General features: G+C 69.0%; 18 protein-coding genes. 10 read left to right on the top strand and 8 right to left on the bottom strand.

The window, feature by feature from the left end; genetic code table 11:
* Window positions 1-101: 101 nt before the first annotated feature.
* Window positions 102-1,754, top strand: coding sequence for a thiamine pyrophosphate-binding protein (locus tag ITJ43_RS11695; protein ID WP_194584028.1), 1,653 nt, complete (start codon window positions 102-104; stop codon window positions 1,752-1,754).
* Here the strand turns inward: ITJ43_RS11695 and ITJ43_RS11690 are convergent.
* Window positions 1,744-3,642 carry an FAD-binding monooxygenase gene (locus ITJ43_RS11690; protein WP_194584027.1) on the bottom strand — a complete coding sequence of 633 codons (1,899 nt, stop codon included), beginning with the start codon at window positions 3,640-3,642 and terminating at the stop codon, window positions 1,744-1,746. The genes ITJ43_RS11695 and ITJ43_RS11690 overlap by 11 nt on opposite strands.
* Window positions 3,643-3,785: 143 nt before the next feature.
* Here ITJ43_RS11690 and ITJ43_RS11685 point away from each other — a divergent pair, with 143 nt between their 5' ends.
* Window positions 3,786-4,499 (top strand): IclR family transcriptional regulator, encoded by a 714-nt coding sequence (locus tag ITJ43_RS11685; protein ID WP_194584026.1) that lies wholly within the window; start codon window positions 3,786-3,788, stop codon window positions 4,497-4,499.
* A 546-nt stretch (window positions 4,500-5,045) separates the two neighbouring features.
* Here the strand turns inward: ITJ43_RS11685 and ITJ43_RS11680 are convergent.
* Complete coding sequence (locus ITJ43_RS11680; RefSeq protein WP_194584025.1) at window positions 5,046-5,504, bottom strand: hypothetical protein; 459 nt, start codon at window positions 5,502-5,504, stop codon at window positions 5,046-5,048.
* A 538-nt stretch (window positions 5,505-6,042) separates the two neighbouring features.
* Between ITJ43_RS11680 and ITJ43_RS11675 the strand changes: the two genes are divergently transcribed.
* A complete protein-coding gene (locus ITJ43_RS11675) occupies window positions 6,043-6,576 on the top strand; it encodes a hypothetical protein (RefSeq protein WP_194584024.1) in 534 nt (177 codons plus the stop codon).
* A 246-nt stretch (window positions 6,577-6,822) separates the two neighbouring features.
* Here the strand turns inward: ITJ43_RS11675 and ITJ43_RS11670 are convergent, their stop codons facing one another.
* From ITJ43_RS11670 to ITJ43_RS11655, 4 genes are all read right to left on the bottom strand, one after another.
* Window positions 6,823-7,026: a helix-turn-helix transcriptional regulator gene (locus tag ITJ43_RS11670; RefSeq protein ID WP_194584023.1), complete on the bottom strand. Its 204-nt coding sequence runs from the start codon at window positions 7,024-7,026 to the stop codon at window positions 6,823-6,825.
* On the bottom strand, window positions 7,013-7,402 hold the full coding sequence (locus tag ITJ43_RS11665) for a hypothetical protein (protein WP_194584022.1): 390 nt from the start codon (window positions 7,400-7,402) through the stop codon (window positions 7,013-7,015). Before ITJ43_RS11665 ends, ITJ43_RS11670 begins: the two co-directional genes overlap by 14 nt.
* A gap of 156 nt (window positions 7,403-7,558) precedes the next feature.
* Window positions 7,559-8,107: a hypothetical protein gene (locus ITJ43_RS11660; RefSeq protein ID WP_194584021.1), complete on the bottom strand. Its 549-nt coding sequence runs from the start codon at window positions 8,105-8,107 to the stop codon at window positions 7,559-7,561.
* A 9-nt stretch (window positions 8,108-8,116) separates the two neighbouring features.
* On the bottom strand, window positions 8,117-8,716 hold the full coding sequence (locus ITJ43_RS11655; RefSeq protein ID WP_194584020.1) for a TetR/AcrR family transcriptional regulator: 600 nt from the start codon (window positions 8,714-8,716) through the stop codon (window positions 8,117-8,119).
* A 43-nt stretch (window positions 8,717-8,759) separates the two neighbouring features.
* Here ITJ43_RS11655 and ITJ43_RS11650 point away from each other — a divergent pair, with 43 nt between their 5' ends.
* From ITJ43_RS11650 to ITJ43_RS11620, 7 genes are all read left to right on the top strand, one after another.
* Window positions 8,760-9,143 carry a DUF6069 family protein gene (locus ITJ43_RS11650; protein ID WP_323741219.1) on the top strand — a complete coding sequence of 128 codons (384 nt, stop codon included), beginning with the start codon at window positions 8,760-8,762 and terminating at the stop codon, window positions 9,141-9,143.
* A gap of 56 nt (window positions 9,144-9,199) precedes the next feature.
* Entirely contained in the window at window positions 9,200-10,201 is a 1,002-nt protein-coding gene (locus tag ITJ43_RS11645; RefSeq protein ID WP_194584018.1) for a nuclear transport factor 2 family protein, read from the top strand.
* Window positions 10,202-10,241: 40 nt separating this feature from the next.
* A complete protein-coding gene (locus ITJ43_RS11640; protein WP_323741212.1) occupies window positions 10,242-11,672 on the top strand; it encodes a carboxylesterase/lipase family protein in 1,431 nt (476 codons plus the stop codon).
* Between the two features lie 240 nt (window positions 11,673-11,912).
* Window positions 11,913-13,442: a sugar transferase gene (locus ITJ43_RS11635; RefSeq protein ID WP_194584017.1), complete on the top strand. Its 1,530-nt coding sequence runs from the start codon at window positions 11,913-11,915 to the stop codon at window positions 13,440-13,442.
* An 89-nt stretch (window positions 13,443-13,531) separates the two neighbouring features.
* Window positions 13,532-14,668, top strand: coding sequence for a glycosyltransferase (locus tag ITJ43_RS11630; RefSeq protein WP_416361073.1), 1,137 nt, complete (start codon window positions 13,532-13,534; stop codon window positions 14,666-14,668).
* The gene (locus tag ITJ43_RS11625) at window positions 14,665-16,122 is read left to right on the top strand and encodes a polysaccharide biosynthesis protein (RefSeq protein ID WP_323741211.1); all 1,458 of its coding nucleotides are present in this window, start codon (window positions 14,665-14,667) and stop codon (window positions 16,120-16,122) included. Before ITJ43_RS11630 ends, ITJ43_RS11625 begins: the two co-directional genes overlap by 4 nt.
* Window positions 16,119-17,231 carry a polysaccharide pyruvyl transferase family protein gene (locus tag ITJ43_RS11620; protein WP_194584015.1) on the top strand — a complete coding sequence of 371 codons (1,113 nt, stop codon included), beginning with the start codon at window positions 16,119-16,121 and terminating at the stop codon, window positions 17,229-17,231. The genes ITJ43_RS11625 and ITJ43_RS11620 overlap by 4 nt, the downstream gene beginning before the upstream one ends.
* Before the next feature lie 10 nt (window positions 17,232-17,241).
* Here ITJ43_RS11620 and ITJ43_RS11615 read toward each other — a convergent pair whose 3' ends face one another.
* Together ITJ43_RS11615 and ITJ43_RS11610 are read right to left on the bottom strand one after the other, a co-directional pair.
* Window positions 17,242-18,000 (bottom strand): hypothetical protein, encoded by a 759-nt coding sequence (locus tag ITJ43_RS11615; protein ID WP_194584014.1) that lies wholly within the window; start codon window positions 17,998-18,000, stop codon window positions 17,242-17,244.
* Between the two features lie 91 nt (window positions 18,001-18,091).
* Window positions 18,092-19,234 (bottom strand): glycosyltransferase, encoded by a 1,143-nt coding sequence (locus ITJ43_RS11610; RefSeq protein ID WP_194584013.1) that lies wholly within the window; start codon window positions 19,232-19,234, stop codon window positions 18,092-18,094.
* Between the last annotated feature and the right edge of the window lie 75 nt (window positions 19,235-19,309).

The following is a 19,309-nucleotide window of genomic DNA, read 5'->3' as shown; positions in this document are numbered from 1 at the left end:
GTCGATCAGGCCGGTGCTCGAAAAGGGGGCACGAAGTCCGCGAGCGCACGGCGGGCGAGACACACACGGAATTCTCCCGTCCCTGTCTCGAAAGGCGCTTCATGCCCTCGGTCTCCGCCCACGTCGCTCTCACCCTCGCCCGCCACGTCGACCACGTCTTCGGCATCATGGGCAACGGCAATGCGTACTTCCTCGATGCCCTCCTCGAGCGCACGAGCGCGACGTTCACCGCTGTGCGCCACGAAGCGGGCGGCGTCGTAGCCGCCGACGCCTTCCACCGCGCGGGAGGCGGGCTCGCGGCGGCCACGGCGACCTACGGCGCCGGCTTCACCAACACCCTGACCGCCCTCGCCGAGGCCGTGCAGGCGCACATCCCGCTCGTGCTCGTGGTCGGCGACGAGCCGACCTCCGGCGCCCGCTCCTGGGACGTCGACCAGATCGCGCTCGCCGCGGCGGTCGGAGCGCGCACCTACACCGTGGGCCGCATGGACGCGGCGGCCACCACGGTGATCGCCGTCGAACACGCCCTCACCTACCGCGTGCCCACGGTGCTCGCCATCCCCTACGACGTCGCGGCGCTCGAAGCGGGCGACGTGCCGACCGTTGCCGAACCCGCGCTGCCCGGTCCGCTCGTAGTACCCGGGCCGTTCGCCGAGGCGAGCCTCGCCGGGCTGGCCGACCTGCTCGCCGCCGCCCGGCACCCGCTCCTGCTCGCGGGCCGGGGCGCGTGGCTCGCCGGCGCGGGACAGGCGCTCGGCGAGCTCGCCGACGCCACCGGCGCCCTCACCGCCACGACGGCGCTCGGTCGAGGGCTGTTCCCCGACGACCGCTTCGACCTCGGGGTGGCGGGCGGCTTCGGCGCGGAACCGGCGATGAAGATCGTGCGGGACGCCGATGTCGCCGTGGTCTTCGGCGCCTCCCTGAACCAGTTCACCATGCGCTTCGGCGAGCTCCTCTCCCCCGGCACCCGCGTCGTACAGGTCGACATCGCGCCGACAGCGAGCCACGCGCACGTCAACGGCTACGTGCGTGGCGATGCGGCACTCGTCGCGCGCACCCTGGTGACGGCACTCGAGGAGCGCGGCGCCACGCCGAGCGGCTGGCGCGAAAGCGTCGACGTGGGCGCAGCGCGGGCGCAGCACCCGGGCCAGGAGCTCGCCGACGATGGCCGACTCGACCCTCGCTCGGCCGCGCGCCGCCTCGGTGAGCTGCTGCCGGATGACCGTGTCGTCGTCTCGGACGGCGGCCACTTCATCGGCTGGGCGAACATGTACTGGCCCGTCGCCTCGCCCGACCGGGTGATGATGGTCGGCACGGCCTTCCAGTCGATCGGCCTCGGGTTTCCGAGCGTGCCGGGGGCCGCGATGGCGAAGCCGAGCTCGACAGTGGTGCTGAGCACCGGGGATGGCGGCGGACTCATGGCGCTCGCCGACCTAGAGACCGCGGTGCGGGTCGCCGCCGGCCGCGGCATCGCGGTGGTCTGGAACGATGCCGCATACGGCGCCGAGGTGCACGTCTACGGCGGCAAGGGCCTCGCCCCCGCACCGATGCGCATCCCGGAGGTCGACTTCGCTGCGCTCGCCGACGCCGTGGGCGGCCGGGGCGTCGTCGTGCGATCGCTCGCCGACCTCGACGTCGTCGCCGACTGGGCTGCCAGCCCGGTCGACGAGCGCCCCTTCCTCCTGCTCGACCTGCGCATCTCGGGCGAGATCGTCGCGCCCTACCAGCAGGAGATCATCAGCGCTAACCGCTGAGGGCGCCAGCCTCGAGCATGGCCCCGGCGAAGAATGCCGAGAGCTCCTCGGTCGCGGTGAGCGGCAGCACGTGGGCCACATACTGGTCGGGCCGCACGACCACGACACATCCGGCCGACGCGTCGATGCCGCGCAGCGCGAAGATGCTCTGCTCGGGCACCGCTGCGTAGACCTTTTCGTAGTCGATCAGCTCGAAGGGACCGGTGCGGGGGAAGAACACCGAGGGCACCGATCCGAGGTCGACCTCCACGTGCTCTTCCGGGTACACCGCCTTGACGTCGAAGACACTGTCGAGCTCGGCGCCGGCGGGCGTGTGCCGCACGACCGGCGAGTCCGGCGCGTGCTCGAGCCAGGTCGCCCATTCCGCGAGCGCCTCGCGCCCTCCGACGGCGGCGGCCGCGGGGAAGGCGTAGAGCCGCCACCGGCCGTCCGCCCGCGCGTGATGACCGAGGTGGATCGGGTTGCCATCGGCGACCCGCACGACAGGCACCGACCTGAAGCGCTTGCCGATGGGGAATCCCTCGGCGAGAGCCTGATATGCAGGCTCCCCGATGAGCATCGACGGCGGATACTGGGTCATGAAGCCTGCCGGGAACTCGGCGGTGCGCACGTAGAACTCGGCGAGCTCTTCCGGATTCTCGAACTCCTCCGGCTTCTTGGCCATGAGTGTCGACCACTCCTTGTCGAAGTCGATGAGGTTCTTCGCGATCACCTGGCGCTCGCCCGAGTAGGTCTTCAGCAGCTCCGCCGAGGCCCGGCCCGTGAGCACGTGGGCGAGCTTCCAACCGAGGTTGAAGCCGTCCTGCATCGAGACGTTCATCCCCTGGCCCGCCTTCGCGCTGTGGGTGTGGCAGGCGTCCCCCGTGATGAAGACCCGCGGGCAGCGGTCGTCGCCCTCGGGCACCTCGTCGAACTTGTCCGTGAGGCGGTGCCCCACCTCGTAGACGCTCGACCACGGCACGTCCTTCACGTCGAGGGTGTAGGGGTGCAGGATGGCGTTCGCCTTCTCGATCGCCGTCTCCACGGTCGTGGCGCGCACGGCGCCGTTGTCGCCCGGGGCGACCTCGCCGAGATCGACGTACATGCGGAACAGGTGGCCCCCCTCGCGCGGGATGTGCAGGATGCTGCCCGCCTGCGACTGGATCGCGCACTTCGTGCGGATGTCGGGGAAGTCGGTGACGGCGAGGGTGTCCATCACCGCCCAGGCGTGCGCCGCCGAGGCGCCGACCAGCTTGCGGCCGATGGCCTCGCGCACCCCGCTGCGAGCGCCGTCGCAACCCACCACGTACTTCGCGCGCACCCGGCGCTCCTGACCGGCGCGGTCGCCGGCAGTCTCGCGGAGGGTGACGGCGACCGGATGCTCTGCCCCCTCCTCGATCGTGAGGGTCACGAACTCGAAACCGTAGTCGACGCCCATCCTGGCCGGGGCGTTGCGCATCGACTCGGCGAAGTAGTCGAGCACGCGGGCCTGGTTCACGATGAGATGCGGGAACTCGCTGACCCCGGTCGCGTCGTCGACGGCGCGGGCCGAGCGGTGGATGCGGCTCGGGTCTGCGGGGTCGGGCGACCAGAACGCCATCTCGCTGATCTGGTACGCCTCATCGGTGATCCGCCCGGCGAAGCCGAAGGCCTGGAAAGTCTCGACGCTGCGGGCCTGGATGCCGTCGGCCTGACCGATCGCGAGGCGCTCCGGCCTGCGCTCGATGATGCGGGCGTCGATGTCGCGGAACTGGGCGAGCTGCGCCGCGAGGATCATCCCCGCGGGGCCCGCGCCGACGATCAGCACGTCCATCTCGTCGGGCAGCTCTTCCGAGCGGTTCAGGCCGATGCCGGCGGCAGGAGCGATCCGGGGATCGCCGGACACATAACCGTGGTGGTGGAACTGCATGCGATTCCTACTCCGTCTTCGTCGACCTGCCTCTGGACTTCGGCGTCCAGAGAGAGTACGTTCTATAATAGACCGCTGTGTTCTACTATCGTTCGTGAGAGCGTAGTCCGGCATCACGGTTCACGCAACGGTCCAGGAGCAGCATGACCACCTCTGAGACGGCGGGCGGCGCCTCGTCGCAGACGCTCGACCGGGGTATCCGCATCCTGGAGCTGCTCGCCGACGAGCGGCACCCGCAGAGCATCGACGAGATCGCGGCCTCACTCGGGCTGCATCGGTCGGTGGCATACCGACTCATCCGTACGCTCGAGGCCCACGGCCTGGTGGAGCGGGAGGCGACGGGACGCCTGCAACTCGGCGCCCGTCTTGCCGCTCTGGCCGCCGGCGTCGCGCACGATCTCCAGGCCGAGGCGCTGCCCGAGCTCACCGAGGCGGCGAATGACCTGGGCGTCACCTGCTTCCTCGTCGTGCTCGACCGCGACGAGTGCGTGACGCTCGTGAGCGTCGAGCCGCGGCACGCAGTAGCCACCGTCGCGCAACGGCCTGGGACCCGGCATCCGGTCGACGTCGGAGCTCCCGGCAAGGCAATCCTCACCCAGATGCGGCCTGACCACTGGCCAGCGGGGATCCACCCGACCGTAGCCGCCAATGTGCGCGACGCCGCCGTGCGCGGCTGGGCCGAGAGCCAGAACGAGGTGATCTCGAGTCTGCACGCTGTCGCCGTCCCGCTGTCGCTGCGGGGTCGGTCGCCAGCCGCGATCGCCGCCGTGTACCTGCCGAACGGTCAGGAGGCAGCCGCCGTCGCCGAGCGTCTCATCCGGTCCGCAAACGCGGTGCGCGCGGCGCTCGGCGGCTGAGACGTCGGCCGCGTGTCAAAAACATCGATGCGATGTTGGCAGGCGATGTCTCAGCGGGATGCATCCAGACATTGGTGTGATGTGCCAAGACATCGGTGACGCTTGCCCACATTTTGCCCACAAATGGTCAGGATCACGGTGATCACGTCGACCCAGAACTAGTCAGACAACCGCGAAATCTCGCGGAACTCCGCCTATCTACTAGGCGCCGTTGGTGCCGGACTGTCACTGAAAATCGTGAGGTCACGGGATCGACGCCCGTCGGAGCCACAAGGGTGATCATTACGTCACCCCAGAAACCCTCGCGGAGCTTCTATCCGCGGGGGTTTTGCTTTTCCCTGGTGAGCGGTAGTTTTCTGTTGCTGATCAACCAGCTCCGCCCCATCGATGCACGAGGCAAGAAGTCAAACCGGCCTCTCCTGCAGATGCCGATTCGCACGCCTCGTCGACGGCTTGAGCCGGTCTGGGGCCTGTTGGTCGCCGAGACCATGAACCTCTGGTCCCAAGGGTGCCCTCCCGCCCAGTGGCATGGCAGAACGCCGGCGGTTACAACCCTGCCCAGCTCCCGATCATCTCTACGCATCTTCCGTACGTCGTCTCATCAGAGTCCATGAGCAAGTCAAGAAGATGCAGGACCTCGTACTGATGATGCTCAGTACCTGCACTAGGGAACTCGTCGCCGTATCTGACCCAGGATGCATCCTCTCGGAGTCCCACTAGGACGTTGCCCAGGAACACGGCCGCCGGTGCCTCCACGCCACGGGAGTGGATAGCTTCGCGATGCTGTCGCAGGACGTCGCCGAGGATCGTAATGCTGGATGCGAGATCCCGCGGGCTCGCTCCGAAATTGGCACACATGGTCGTGAACGGCTCGTAGCCCAGTAGGTGTCGAACCGAGACGGACGGCCTCTCAGTCGCCGGAACGTAAACCGCCCGTCCTCTCGGAATGACACGAACGGCGGACACCTCGTAGCCGGGGTCACGGAAGGGCGCATGGTCGTTCATCGAGCCTCCTCGGCGGACTCCCTCGGGTCCGTGAGGCTCACAAATTGCTCGCGCTCGGGAGCCGCGTGTGCACTGTCGCCGGGCAGCGGGTGCGGGGTGTCGGAGATCGCTCCGGACTCTGCGGTCCCGTGCGCAGAGACCTCGACTCCGACAGAATCCCATCGGTACACCTCGCTACCGGCAGCGGGGTTCTGCGACGTGATGTAGAAGAGTCCTGGCCAGGCGAGCGCTCCAATAGGAGGCCCGTCAGGGTCGGGATTTGCGAGCGCGACACCAGCCGTCGAAGCCACCTCGCGGCCTATATGGAAGGGCAGTCCGACGACGTCAGGCACTACCACTCGTTGCGCCGCTCGCCTCGTCATACTTCGACGGTACGCCGAGGGGCGGTGGCTGGCGAGTGGTCAATCGAGTCACCTGCCACGGGGCAAGTCCGCTCGGCGGTCAATGGTCCGCGCCCTCTCCCTCATCCGGGTGAACGTCGGGGCAGTCGGCGAGGCAGCAGCCGCACATTGGATGCGCGACAGAGCCAGCGTCGGCAGTGCCGACGTGGGGCGTTGTTCCCGAACCCGTGCGCAACGTTCTGCAGCGCCTCCAGGAGCGAGCGGCAGCGGGTGTCGACGCCATGGACACCCAGAAGATCAGCGGGGACACTCCGCGGAACCATGACGAAGCGTTCCTGCAGATGTCATGGGCAGCGGAAGCCGCTGACCGCGCGACCCGTGACTACCGAAGCGTCTTCAACGCCTACACGCACAAGTTCCACCAGCCGAAGCCCCCGATCGGCGAACTCGCTGCCATGCAGGGCGCGATCACACAGTCGTTCGCGAAGCGATACACGCCGAAGACCGTCGAGGCGATCGAGGCATTGCTCTCCGAGGAGCCCAACCTCGACGCGATCCGTTCGGGCATCCGCGCACTCGGCTTCGAGGATCTACGCGGTATCTCCGATGCGCTCGACCGCGCGATGAGAGCAGCCGAATCCGAACGTGGCTTCCATCCTTGGTTGCCTGCCGCCGACAAAGCTCGTGCCGCAAGCCGCGCCGTCGAGGCCCTCGGCAACGACGAGCTGTGAGAACTTTCTTTACTCGTTCAAGGCCGGCCTAACGGCCGGCTTGGCTCGCCTGATCCTGCGGTGCGTCCGGTCCTCGCTACGCTGCGGTCCGGGCGCTCCTCGCCTCAGGCGAACCCTGCAAGGCAGGAGGGGAAGATCAACGCCACATAGCAAGCGCGGGGCGAGTCCGGCCGCATAGGCGGAAGAAGGGCGTGAGGGCTGCTACCCCTAAGCCGTCCCACCCAGATGAACTGAGGGGCGCTCCGGCTACGGAGCGCCCCTCAGTTCGAAGAGGGTATCGACAGCCTGGTCAAGTTCCCGCGCAAGAACGAACGCCAGCGTGAGAGTGGGAGCGTGAGCTCCACGCTCCACCGAGATGATGGTCTGACGAGAGACGTTACAACGACGGCTCAACTCCTCTTGCGTGAGCCCGGCGGAAAGACGCGCCTCCCGCACCTTACTGACGAGCATCGTGGTTCACCCTGAGGCGGACGACGCCATAGCCGACGATGATGACCGCGAACAGGCCGAGCAGGATAACCCAGCTCGCCACCGCCGGTGCCGCGACAGCGACCACCACAGCCAACGCTGTAGCGACTATCGCGAAGACGTAGGCTCCGGCGCGTGCTTGTAGATCCAGCTGATGCTCGAGGGAATCTGCCTGATCGCTGCGGTTCCGGCGTTGGTCGCGGCGCTTGACAAGCATCGCTCCCGTGCCCACGATCACAATCGGCACCGTCATAGCCGCGATCCGTAGCCACTCGAGCTCATAGCGATACGCCAGACTCAGCCCGACAACCAGAACGACGATGCCGCCGGCGAGAACTGTCAGGTACTTCCAGAACACGAGTCACCTCCGGGTTATGTCAAAGAGTCTTGACTATCGAGCGTAGGCACACTTCATATCGAAGTCAAGTTCTTTTGACATCTAACGTGCCCGCAGCAGCCCCACGCGCGACTGTCCACGCTGCACGGCAGGCGCAAGCCTCGGAATCAGGCCGGGTCACGGGCCAGCTACCCGCCCCGCCCGAAACGCAAACCGGTCATCCGCGGCGAAGCGGTACTCGTCGTCGCAGCGATATCCGCGCAGCCACGGCACTCCGTCCACCACCCGCAGATAGAAGCCCTTCGGATACTCCGCGTCGTCGCTCAGCGGTGCCGACGCCACCTTCATCGCGCCCTGCGGCGAGCGCCCCATCGACAGCAGAGAATCGGTCGAGTTGGCCTGCAACGTCCACGCCAACCGTAGATACGGAGCAGCGTCGGCAGGGCACAGCTCGAGCCCCACAACCCCGGCAGCATCAAACACGTCGCGCAGCGTGCCGCCAGTCGGTAGACCCAGCTCCGCGACGGTGCGATCGACGAAGTGCATCACCTCGCCGGCCCGCTCGTCGAAGGCCGGGCCGGCGAGCAGAGTCTCCGCATGAGCGTTCAGTGAAACTCCCTGCCTGCGCAGACGCTCGGCGAGTTCGCCGCGAGACACCCCGCCGACGGTCACCTTCAGCGGCTGCGGCCAGAGCCGCCCGGATGCCGGGCCCACAAGCGAGTTCATCGACTCAGACTATTCACGTGCCACGGCGAGCAGCGCGGGAATGACGACCGCATCGACGAGCTCCGTCACGGCGCTCTCGTCGAGGTGGCGCCGCTGCAGCACGACGCTGCCGAACGCGGCGGTCGGGATGATCCCGGCCAACAGGGCGACGGGAGCGGTCGCGGGGACGACACCACGTCCGATCCACCGTTCGATCACTGCAGCGATCGCCGCCACAGGTGGCCGTCCGACTTCCCGCGACGCCTTGGCGCGCAGGTCGCCATCGTCGCCGAGCGCGGTCAACATGCTCGCGAGCACCCGGGCGCTTCGGTCATCTCGGCCGGAGAAGTGCATCGCCGCGGCGATGAGATCGCCGCGCAGCGATCCCGTGTCGGGCGGCACGGGCGGCACCTGCGACGCCAGCACCGCGGCGACGACGAGATCTGCCTTTCCCGGCCACCGCCGGTAAATCGCCGACTTTCCGCACCGCGCCCGCTCGGCGACGGCGGCCACCGTCGTTCCGGCATAGCCACGCTCGAGAAGCAGGTCTTGGGCGGCATCCAAGATGGCCCGATCGACATTCGGATTGCGCGGGCGCCCCACCGGGGCGGCATCCGTGAGTCGATCCATCTGGCCTCTTTCCCGTTTTCGGTACTGATGGTACCGTAACGCAATACGAGACACCGCTCTGGCCATCGCGGTGAACGCCATCGTCGCGTTCATCGCCCTGACGGCTGGTGTCTCGCCGGCCTTCGGCGGACTGACGGCGCCCGCCTACGCCTCGATGACGATCGTCGGGATGGTCGCAGGCTGGATCGGCTGGCGCCTCATCGCCACCCGCTCCCGCAACCCGCGAAAAGCGCTGAGCATCGCCGTCCCGGCGGTGCTGGTCCTCTCGTTCGTGCCCGACATCCTCCTGGCAACCCTGCAGTTCATGCCCGGCGCGACGCCTCCCGCCGTGCTGGCGCTCGCTGTCATGCACGTCGTCGTGGTCGCCATCGCCGTACCCGCGTACATCTCCGCGTCGCGAAGCCTCACTCGCCAGACGATCGCATAACGCGCACTTAAGCTCCGCCGACGTTGCTCCCAGCATCCGTCGACAGCGTGGGCTGCGTGACGACTCAGCGATCCCCCCTCGCCCTCCTCTCCCGCGGCGCCACGCTCGGTGCCGCTCTCCTGGCCGGAGCCGCCCTGCTCACGGGCTGCGCAGCCGGCCCGTCGTCCGCCACCTCCCCCGCCCCCGCGGTCGACGCGAAGACGGCGCAATCACCGGATGCCGCCGCGAACGCCGACGGCGGCACCACGGCCGATCGCGGCGACGCGACGACCGAGAAATCCAACGAAGGCCTCGTCTCGCGACTCATCGCCGAGACCTTTCCCGATCCCACCTCTGCCGCGGCGGCCTCGACCGCGACGGCCCTCATCGCCGCCGACGCCATCGCCCACGGCAACGCGCTCAAGCCCGGCCCCACCGGCCTGCTCGACCAGTTCGCCGCCGACCACGCACGCGTCAGCGGCGCGCAGGCCGTCATCACGCACGTCGCCGCCGATGGCGACCTGGTCGCCGTGCACTGGCAGATCGCGCCGAACCCCTCCGACGAGCGCACGGGCGAAGCCGCCGTCGACCTCTTCCGCGTTTCCGACGGCAAGGTCACCGAACGGTGGTCGTTCGACCAGCCGATCCCGACGGGCACCCCGGCCAGCGGCAACACCAACACGATGTTCAGCGACCTCTACCAAGCACCCGCGGGAACCACCGCACCGACCGAAGCGCAAGAGGAGACCAACCGGCAGCTCGCCGTCGGCGCGTACAACGCCCTGTTCCGCGACAAGGACACCAGCGTCCTCGACACGACGTTCGACCCGGCGTACCTCCAGCACAACAGCGTCGCCGCCAACGGCACCGCCGCGCTGAAGGCCTTCTTCGCCAGCGGCGTGCAGTTTCCGGCGCAGCAGTCCGTGATCTCGCTCGCCGACGGCGACCTGGTGTGGACGTTCTCGCAGTCGGTCGGAGCGAAACCGACCGACCCGTACCTCGCTGCCGACATCTTCCGCGTCGACGGCGGCCTGATCCGTGAGCACTGGGACGTGGTGCCGGCGACGCCGGGGAGCTGACGGAGAGCGCGGGAGGGCGGGAACGAGCGAGAATGATGTCGTGCCCGCCTCTGCCGCAAGTGCCGATGTCACGATCTCGACGGGGATGCTGCGGGGCACACGCTCCGACGGCGTCGACCGCTTCCTCGGCATCCGCTACGCCGAGCCTCCCGTCGGCATGCACCGCTTCGCCGCTCCCGTCCCCGCGGCGCCCTGGACGGACGTGCGCGACGCGACCGCGTTCGGCGCCACCGCACCGCAGTCGCCCTACGGCGGAGCGCTCGGGAAGCTGCTCGTCTGCCCCGTGATCGAGGGCGACGACGTGATGACCGTCAACGTGTGGGCCCCCACGGATGCCGGTGCGCAGGGCGCTCCGGTCGTGCTCTGGATCCACGGGGGCGCGCTCGAGCGCGGCGCCGCCGCGCAATCCATCTACGACGGCAGCACTTTCGCGCGCGACGGGGTGGTGTTCGTCTCCGTCAACTACCGGCTCGGCGCGGAGGGCTTCAGCGTTCTCCGGGACACTCCGCTCAACCTCGGGCTGCGCGATGTCGCCCTGGCCCTCGAATGGGTGCACGCCGAGATCGCGGCGTTCGGCGGCGATCCGAGCCGCATCACCCTCATGGGCGAATCGGCCGGCGGCGCCCTGGTCGCCGCGCTCCTGGCGCGCCCCGCCTCACGCGCCCTCGTCGCCGGCGCGATCATCCAGTCGGGACCGCTCGAGGCGCCCACCGTCGCCAAGGCGCGACGCGCCTCCGACGGCATCGCCCGTCGCCTCGGCATCCCGGCGACCAGAGAGGCGTTCTCCGCCCGCACCCCCGCCGAGCTCATCCAGACCCGCGCGGAGCTGGCAGCGGGATCGTCGCCGCTGGGTGGCACGCCGGGCTACAACCTGGCCGTCGACCCCGCGTCGCTGCCGGCCTCGCCCTCCGACGTGCTCGACCAGGTCGACGTGCCGCTTCTCATCGGCACCAACACGGACGAATACCGCCTTTGGCTGACACCCGACGCGCTCGCAGAGATCAGCCCCGTCAAGGCCTGGATCGCCCGACGTGGACTGCGCATTCCCGAACGCGCCGCGCGGGCCGTCCGCGCCGCCTTCCCGGACGCCTCACCCGGCGAGGTGCTCGGCCAGCTGATCACCGACCGGATGCTGCGGGCCCCCGCCGTCCGCGCCGCCCGGTCGCGCCGCGCGCCCACGTTCGTGTACGAGTTCGCCTGGCCGAGCCCCGTCCGCGACCTGCGCGCCGCGCACGCCCTGGAGATCGCCTTCGCGTTCGACACCATCGACCACGACGAAGCGACGCGCCTCGCGGGGCCGGATGCCCCGGCATCCCTCGCCCGCGAGATGCACGCCGCCTGGGTGTCGTTCATCACGACGGGTGACCCCAGATGGCCCGCCTTCGGCGCGGAGCGGACGACCCGGGTGTGGGACGTGGAGCCGTCGACGGTGCCACTGCGGCGCGCGGCGGTCGTGGACGCGCTGAGGTAGGGCGGGGCGCGCCCGCTCAACGACCGGAGGGCGGGCGGCGGAGCCGGCATCTGTGTGGTCGCCGGCACGCTGAACGCGCGGTATAGTGACGGAGAACGCAGCGCGAAACGTGTGGGGACGTCGCGCGATCCGGGGGGATCCAGGCGTTCTCATGGGGGAAACGCAGGCACCTAGTGTCTGCAGTCACGCATTGCTGGGGGGCAATATGCGGACACAGTCGGCTATCTGTGGTGCAGCACGATGAGTGCACTCGAAGACATCGCTTCGGGGCCGCATCTCGCGACGCTCGGCGCGCGCCTGACGTATCGGCACGCCGCCGTCGCGCCGCGGGCGTCGGAAGCGCTGGCAAGTCGCCAGCAATGGGAACGTCGATACCGCACGCTGCTGCGCATCAGCGACAGCGCCGTCGTGCTGCTGGCATGCCTTCTGGCATCGGCGCTCTCGTTGCTGGCGACCTCGCCGCGCATCCTCGCCGAAGATCCGGGTCTGCTGGTGCGGGTTCCGCTCAGCACCGCGCTGATCTGGATGCTCGCGCTGAGCCTGTTCAACACCCGCGAAGCCGCGATCATGGGCGTCGGCGTCACCGAGTACAAGCGCGTCGCCCACGCGACCGGCCTCGCCTTCGGCGCGCTGGCCATCGCCTTCCTGCTGTTCGAGTGGCAGGGCATCCGCACACAGCTGTACTTCGCTCTGCCCGCGGGCATCCTGGCCCTCGTCTGGACGCGCTGGCTGTGGCGCCGGTGGCTGTGCCGACAGCGCGCCGTCGGACGGTACGCCTCGCGCACCGTCATCGTCGGCGCACGTGAAGAGGTCGAATACGCGCTGCGCACCCTCGGCCACGAAGGCCGCCTCGGTTACAAGGTCGTCGGCACGGCGATTCTCGACGAATCACCGTCTGCTCTCGTCGTCGACGACCACATCTACCCGGTGTTCGCCGGTTCTGCCCCGCTGCGCGACACCGCGCACTTCCTGCGCGCCGACACCATCCTCGTCGCCGGCCAGCCGTCGGGCGACCCGACGTTCGTCAAGCGCATCGCATGGGAGCTCGAGGGCACGGCCGCGGAGGTCGTCCTCTCCAGCCGCCTCGCCGACGTCGCCGGCCCGCGGATGTCGCTGCGGCCCGTCGAGGGGATGCCGCTGATCCATGTGCGCATTCCCCGGTTCGACGGCGGCGCGTACCTGCTCAAGCGCGGGCTCGACGTCATCGTCGCGTTGCTGGCGCTGATCGCTTTCGCGCCCTTCGCCGTGATCATCGCGTGCGCGATCGCGATCGATGACCCCGGACCTGTCTTCTTCCGCCAGTCGCGCGTGGGCCGCGACGGCCACGACTTCCGCATGCTGAAGTTCCGGTCGATGCGCGTCGACGCCGAGAAGCAGCTCGCGGCGCTGCGGGCGACGAACGAAGGCTCGGGCCCGCTGTTCAAGCTCAAGCACGACCCCCGCGTGACCCGCGTCGGCCGGGTGCTGCGGAAGTACTCCCTCGACGAGGTGCCGCAGTTCTGGAACGTGCTCCGCGGCGACATGAGCGTCGTCGGGCCCCGCCCGCCGCTGCCCGACGAGGTGAGCATGTACGACACGGCCGTCTCGCGCCGCCTCTACATCAAGCCCGGCATCACCGGTCCGTGGCAGGTCGGCGGCCGCAGCGACCTCTCGTGGGACGAGAGCGTTCGCCTCGACCTGCGATACGTCGAGAACTGGTCCGTGTTCGAAGACCTGCAGATCATGTGGCGCACCGTGAAGGTCATGGTCAGCCCCGAAGGAGCCTACTGATGGTCCTGGAAGCAACGCCGGTCGTCACCGACCCGCAGACAACTCTTCCCCGCACCCCGGCGCAGAGCACGCGCACCCTCGAGGTCGCCATGATCGGCACGCGCGGCGTTCCCGCCGCGTACGGCGGGTTCGAAACCGCCGTCGAAGAAGTCGGAAAGCGCCTCGTCGAGCGCGGCCACGGTGTCACGGTGTACACGCGCGGCTCGGAGAGCCGCGACCGCGAGTACCTGGGCATGCGCGTCATCCACCTGCCCGCCCTCCATCAGAAGCAGCTGGAGACGCTGAGTCACACCGGCCTGTCCGCTCTGCACGCGGTCACGCGCAAGGCCCCGGATGCCGCGTTCGTCTTCAACGCCGCGAACTCGCCGTTCGTCCCTCTGCTTCGTGCCCGCGGCATCCCCGTGGCCCTCCACATGGACGGTCTCGAGTGGAAGCGCTCGAAGTGGGGCGCCCGCGGGCGTGCCTACTACCGCTGGGCGGAAGAGTTCGGTGTGCGCTCCGCCGACGCCCTGATCGCCGACGCACCGGGCATCGCGGACTACTACACCGAGGAGTTCGGCGTGCCGACCGAGCTGATCCGCTACGGTGCGCCGATCCTCGACAGCGCGCCGCTCGACGGCATCGCCGAACTGGGGCTGAGCGCGAAGGGGTACCACCTCGTCGTCGCCCGCTTCGAACCGGAGAACCACGTCCTCGAGATCATCGAGGGCTACCGCGCCAGCAACGCGACGACACCGTTGGTGGTCGTCGGTTCGGCCCCCTACGCGGCCGACTACACGCAGCGCATCAACGCCGCTGCCGCGGACGACCCCCGCATCCGCCTCCTCGGCGGGGTGTTCGATCAGGATCTGCTCGACGCGCTTTACTTCCACGCACGCACCTACGTGCACGGCCACTCCGTCGGCGGCACCAACCCGTCGCTGCTGCGCGCGATGGGCGCCGGCACGGCCGTCGTGGCGTGGGACGTCAACTTCAACCGCGAAACGCTCGCCGACCTCGGCTGGTTCTTCGAGGACGCCCGCGAGATCCAACGGCACTTCAACGATCTGGAACAGGATCGCACGCGCGTTCCCGCCCTGTCGGCCGCGGTGCAGAAGCGCGCGACGGAGCACTTCCGTTGGGACGACGTCGCCACGGCGTACGAAAACCTCGCGGCCCGCATCGCGTCGGGCTCGTCGGTGCACGCAGCGGCCCGGCGCGCACGCCGATCGGGATCGACCGCGTGAGCATCGGCACCGAAACGGGAACGGCCCCGCAGACCGCAGACGAACTCGTCGAGAAGGGCCGCGCCGATGCGGCCTCTTCCCGAGAAGAGCCGTCCGACCGCGTGGCACGTCTGCAGACCACGCGGGGCATACTGCGTTCCGTCGGAGGCAGCGCCGCCGCCCGTCTGATCGTCATGCCGATCAGCGCGGTCCTCGGTCTGATGGTTACCCGACTGATCATCGACAACTACGGCGAAGGCGCCTACGCGCAGTACATCCTGCTCGTCGGGGTCGCCGCGATGATCCCGTTCGCCGACCTGGGCCTGTCCGCGGCGATCATGAACGCCACGGCGGCGGCGCGCGACCCGCGGTCCGACGCGCACCTGCGCGGCGTGCTGATCTCCTGCATCCGCATCCTCGCGTGCTGCGCGACCGTGCTCGTTCTCACCGCGGTCGCCATCTACGCGCTGGGGCTCTGGGACGCGATCCTGGGCGACGGCCTCACCCTCGAGTCGGGGGCACTCGCGGCAACGCTCTGCGTCGTCGCGCTCGGGGTGAACCTCCTGATCTCCTTCGGCCAGCGCATCCTCATCGCCCTCGGCCTGAACACCCTCGTCGTGCTCTTAAGCGGACTCCAGACGCCTCTCGTACTGCTCGTGCTGTGGGTGACCATCAGCACAGGGTCGGGTGGAGGCTACCTCGCCGTCGCCTCGTATGCAGCGACGTTGATGATCAGCGCTGTCGGCCTTCTGCTCGCCGCACGACGGATCAACCCCACGCTGGCCGCGGCCGCCCGCGCCGCGGTGAATCCGCGCGAGCGCGGCGAGCGCGTGTTCGACGTCGCATGGCCGATGCTGATCCAGATGGTCGCGGTGCCGCTTGCCACCGCGTCGGATCGCCTCGTGCTCAGCCATCTGGGCACCCTCTCGCAACTCACCGAATACAGCCTCGCCGCGCAGATGTTCACTCCGCTGTTGGTCGTCGTCGCGACCGCGGGGATGTCGCTGTGGCCCGTCTTCGCGCGCGCCCGGTCTGCCGGGACAGCGAGCCCCTTGTCACCCCAACTCATGTCATGGGGCTTCGCCGGCATGGGTCTGATCGCGAGCCTCGTGATGTGGAGCTTGTCCGGTGCGCTCAGCCAGCTCGCATCAGGCGGACAGATCTCCGTCGGATGGCCCGTTCTGCTCGCCTTCACCGTCTTCATCATGGTCGACGCGGCGAAGCACCCGTTCGGCATGTATCTGACGGATGCCGCGGGGCTGCGCTTCCAGGCGTACTTCGCCCTCGCGCTGCTGCCGGTCAATCTCGGGCTCACTCTGGTGCTCACGCCCGTGCTGGGCGCGCCCGGCCCCCTCGTGGGGACAATCGTCGGCGTGGTCTCCTGCCAGCTGATTCCCAATATCCTTCTGGTGCACCGGCGCATGAAAAGGGCAGTCCTCGACGGCGTCGTCACTGCGTCGAAGGGAATCAGATGAAAATCGCACAGGTCGGCGACTACTCGGTCTCGAACTGGGGCGATCAGCTGTATCCGGGGGTAAGCCGGCACCTCTTCGACACCCTCGGGCTCGGTGTCGAACCCGCCTACTTCGCCCCGCTGAAGGGGACCACCGCGGCGGGCGAACCTATCCACCCCTACGCCGACATCGGTTCCAGCGGAGCCCGCGCCGTCCTCGTCGGTGGCGGTGACCTCATCCGATTCGATACCCGCACGGTCGCGCTGGACCACATGTCGATTCCGCACGAATCCCGCCGGGGACGCCTGCTCCGGTGGCGCGCCGACGCGTTCGCGCGCCGGCACCTCGCCCGAGGCCCCGGGGCATGGGTACCGACCGAGCCCTGGGTGAAAGACACCCCGACCGCGCTCGTCTCCGTCGGCATCCACCCGATTCCACAGGGCCCCGACGTCGCACGCGCCTTCTCGCACGTGAAAGCCGCCTGGGCGCGAACGCGCAACGGGGTCGAGCATCTGCAGGGCGCGGGTGTGGCACCCGAGCGGATCGTGCTCGCACCCGACATGATCTTCGGGCTGCGTGAACTGACGCAGCCCGACGCAGCACGGGCGCGCGGAGCAGCCGTGTTCGCCGAGCGCCTCGGCGTCGATGAGCCGCCCCTCCTCTTCCACGCCGCCACCTTCCACGGATGGCCGCAGGAGCGCGTTGAAGCGGCGCTGTCGTCCCTTCGCGGGATGCCGCTCGCCGTGCTCTCGCTGGGCGCCTACTCGGGTGAGGACCGCGTGCTCGCCGCCGCCGCACGCGCGACCGGCGTCGGCGAACTCATCGGGCTCGCCACAAACGACATCACGGCAGCGCTCGCGGCCGCGGGCGCCGTGTTCACCACGAGCATGCATGCGGCCATCGTGGGCGGATCGTTCGGCACCCCCGTCTTCGTGCCGGGAGTGAAGAAGACGAGCGAAGCATTCGCCGTGTGCCCCGTGCCGCCGCCGGTGCAGGGGGTGGAGGAGTCAGAGCTGGCTGCCGCGGTGCACGCCCGTCTCGGATCACGCACCGGTCACGACCCCCGGCCGAATGCCGAGGCCGTAGCCGCCGCGATGCGGACCGTCGCGGAGCGCGTGGGCCTGAGCTGACGCCCTTCGATCAGCTGCGCGCCCGCGGGATGAGGCGATGGCGCACCCTGCCGTCGCCCTCCGCGATCTCCTTCGGAAGGTGCGGAACGCCGGCCAGGTAGGCGCGTCCCTCATCCTGCGCGGCATGCCACGAGTAGGTGCTCGCCACCTTCCGGCTGGCATGCACCACGGCGAGCGCGTCGATGACGCCCATCCGCAGCCCGCGCTCCTGCATGAGCTGCGCCCAGTGGAAGTCCAGCCCCCACCCGTACCGGAGGTCGGCGGGGAACGGAAGGAGGATCCGGCGCGCGTCGCGGCGGATGAGCGTAACGGGTCCGATCTCCACGAAATCCGTCTCGCGCGCGATGGTGAGCAGGCGTCTCTTGGTGAGCGGCCAGTTCGCGTTGCTCTGTCGCGTCTGGGCGGGCTGGGCGAGCGCGAAGTCGAGGCGCTCGCACAGCTCGATCGCGCGGTCGAGGAACCCGTGCGGCACCGTGACGTCGTCGTCGACGATGACGAGCCAATCGGGGTCGCCCATCTGCTCCGCCAGCACATTGAGGTTTTGGAACTTGCCGGCGGTCAGATGGCTCGCGGCCGTGTCGCCCGCGAGGGCGCCCGGGATGTCACCCATCGCTCCCAGCCGCGCCGTCACGAGGTGCCGGCTCGCTCGCAGTTCGCGCACGACAGACGCGATCAGCTCTGCCTCGCGATAGATGCCGACGACGACGACCGACGACGGCTCACTGCGATGGCGCAGGCCCGAGAGCACTCTTCCGTAGAGGTCGTCCACCCGCTCCGCGAGGCGCCGAGCAGCGCGTTTGATTCCGTACCCTCGTGTCCGAATGCGCAAGAGGTCTCCGTTCGGTGGGTGTCGAGGCGGGTCAGAGCTCGCCCGGCAGGACGGCCTGACGGTCGAGCTCATCGAGGATGGGTGTCGAGAGTGCACGGCCCTGGGGTCGCTTCGGTGCGTAGACCACGAGTGCATGGAAGAGGAACCGCACGAAGAAGGCGGCCAGCAGGGTCACCGCGGTCGCGATGGCGGCCGACCAGTGCCATCCGCTCACGAGCACCGCCACGATCGGCAATCGCACGAGAGCTTCGGCGTTGTTGAAGGCGAAGGACTTCGCGAAACGAGATCCGACCCGGGATGCCTGACCCTTCATGTCCTGGAAAACGAAGCGCTCCATCAGCAGGAAGTTCGCCACGATCGTCACCTCGGCAGCGATCACTGCCGCGACGACATAGTTGACCCCCAGCCGCACGAGAGCCCACACGATGAGGACGTTCGCGATCGCGCCCAGCCCACCGACGATGGCGAACAGCGACATCTTGCCGAATCGGAGGGCGGCCAGCTGCACGAGGAAGTGCATCCCCTGCCGCAGCGACGCCTTCGACTCCCCCGCAAAACGCCCGGCGAAGTCGAACGGCACTTCGGCGACGCGCAGCGGGGTGCGGGCGAGGATCTCGAGCAGGATCTTGAAGCCACGCGGGTTGAGTGTTTCGTCGTCGATGGCGCGGCGATCCACCACGAAGTAGCCGGTCATGGGGTCGGCGACGCTCCGCAGACGCACGGGGAACATCGCTCGCGTCAGCGCCGTCGACAGGCGCGAGACCCACACGCGCGTGCGATCAGCCAGCCCGTGCGCGGTGCCGTCGCCGGTGTAGCGCGACGCGACGACCACATCCACATCTCCCCGCCGCATTCGCTCCGCGAGCTCGGGGATCTTCTCGGGCGGATGCTGCAGGTCGCCGTCCATGACAAGGCAGGTATCCGATTCGGCGAGGTGCATGCCCGCAACGACCGCGCCCCCCAAACCTCCCGAGGCCACGTCTCGATGCAGAAGCCGCACGGGGATGGCGGCATCCTGCGCCACCCGGAGGATCTCGGCCGGGGTGTCATCGCGACTGTCGTCGACGAAGATGATCTCCGCCCGCATGCCTTCGGTCGCCCGCGTCACGCGTCGGACGAGTTCGCGGATATTCGGTGCCTCGTTGTACGTCGGCACGATGATGCTGAGGTCCATGCTTCCCCCGGAGCAGACTCGCGGGGATGGAAGCGGCAGATGACAACGCGTGCGCGTCGCCCCCGCGACGCTCGT

It is taken from the genome of Microbacterium sp. VKM Ac-2870 (genome assembly GCF_015350795.1).
GTDB lineage: Bacteria > Actinomycetota > Actinomycetes > Actinomycetales > Microbacteriaceae > Microbacterium.
This window is presented reverse-complemented; position numbering and strand designations above follow the sequence as displayed.

Excerpts from the sequence above, each read along its gene's own strand:
- ITJ43_RS11620 (WP_194584015.1), top strand. The coding sequence starts at position 16,119 with ATGAAAATCGCACAGGTCGGCGACTACTCGGTCTCGAACTGGGGCGAT.
- ITJ43_RS11690 (WP_194584027.1), bottom strand. The coding sequence starts at position 3,642 with ATGCAGTTCCACCACCACGGTTATGTGTCCGGCGATCCCCGGATCGCT.
- ITJ43_RS11685 (WP_194584026.1), top strand. The coding sequence starts at position 3,786 with ATGACCACCTCTGAGACGGCGGGCGGCGCCTCGTCGCAGACGCTCGAC.
- ITJ43_RS11680 (WP_194584025.1), bottom strand. The coding sequence starts at position 5,504 with ATGAACGACCATGCGCCCTTCCGTGACCCCGGCTACGAGGTGTCCGCC.
- ITJ43_RS11630 (WP_416361073.1), top strand. The coding sequence starts at position 13,532 with ATGATCGGCACGCGCGGCGTTCCCGCCGCGTACGGCGGGTTCGAAACC.
- ITJ43_RS11670 (WP_194584023.1), bottom strand. The coding sequence starts at position 7,026 with ATGCTCGTCAGTAAGGTGCGGGAGGCGCGTCTTTCCGCCGGGCTCACG.
- ITJ43_RS11610 (WP_194584013.1), bottom strand. The coding sequence starts at position 19,234 with ATGGACCTCAGCATCATCGTGCCGACGTACAACGAGGCACCGAATATC.
- ITJ43_RS11695 (WP_194584028.1), top strand. The coding sequence starts at position 102 with ATGCCCTCGGTCTCCGCCCACGTCGCTCTCACCCTCGCCCGCCACGTC.
- ITJ43_RS11655 (WP_194584020.1), bottom strand. The coding sequence starts at position 8,716 with ATGGATCGACTCACGGATGCCGCCCCGGTGGGGCGCCCGCGCAATCCG.
- ITJ43_RS11660 (WP_194584021.1), bottom strand. The coding sequence starts at position 8,107 with ATGAACTCGCTTGTGGGCCCGGCATCCGGGCGGCTCTGGCCGCAGCCG.
- ITJ43_RS11635 (WP_194584017.1), top strand. The coding sequence starts at position 11,913 with ATGAGTGCACTCGAAGACATCGCTTCGGGGCCGCATCTCGCGACGCTC.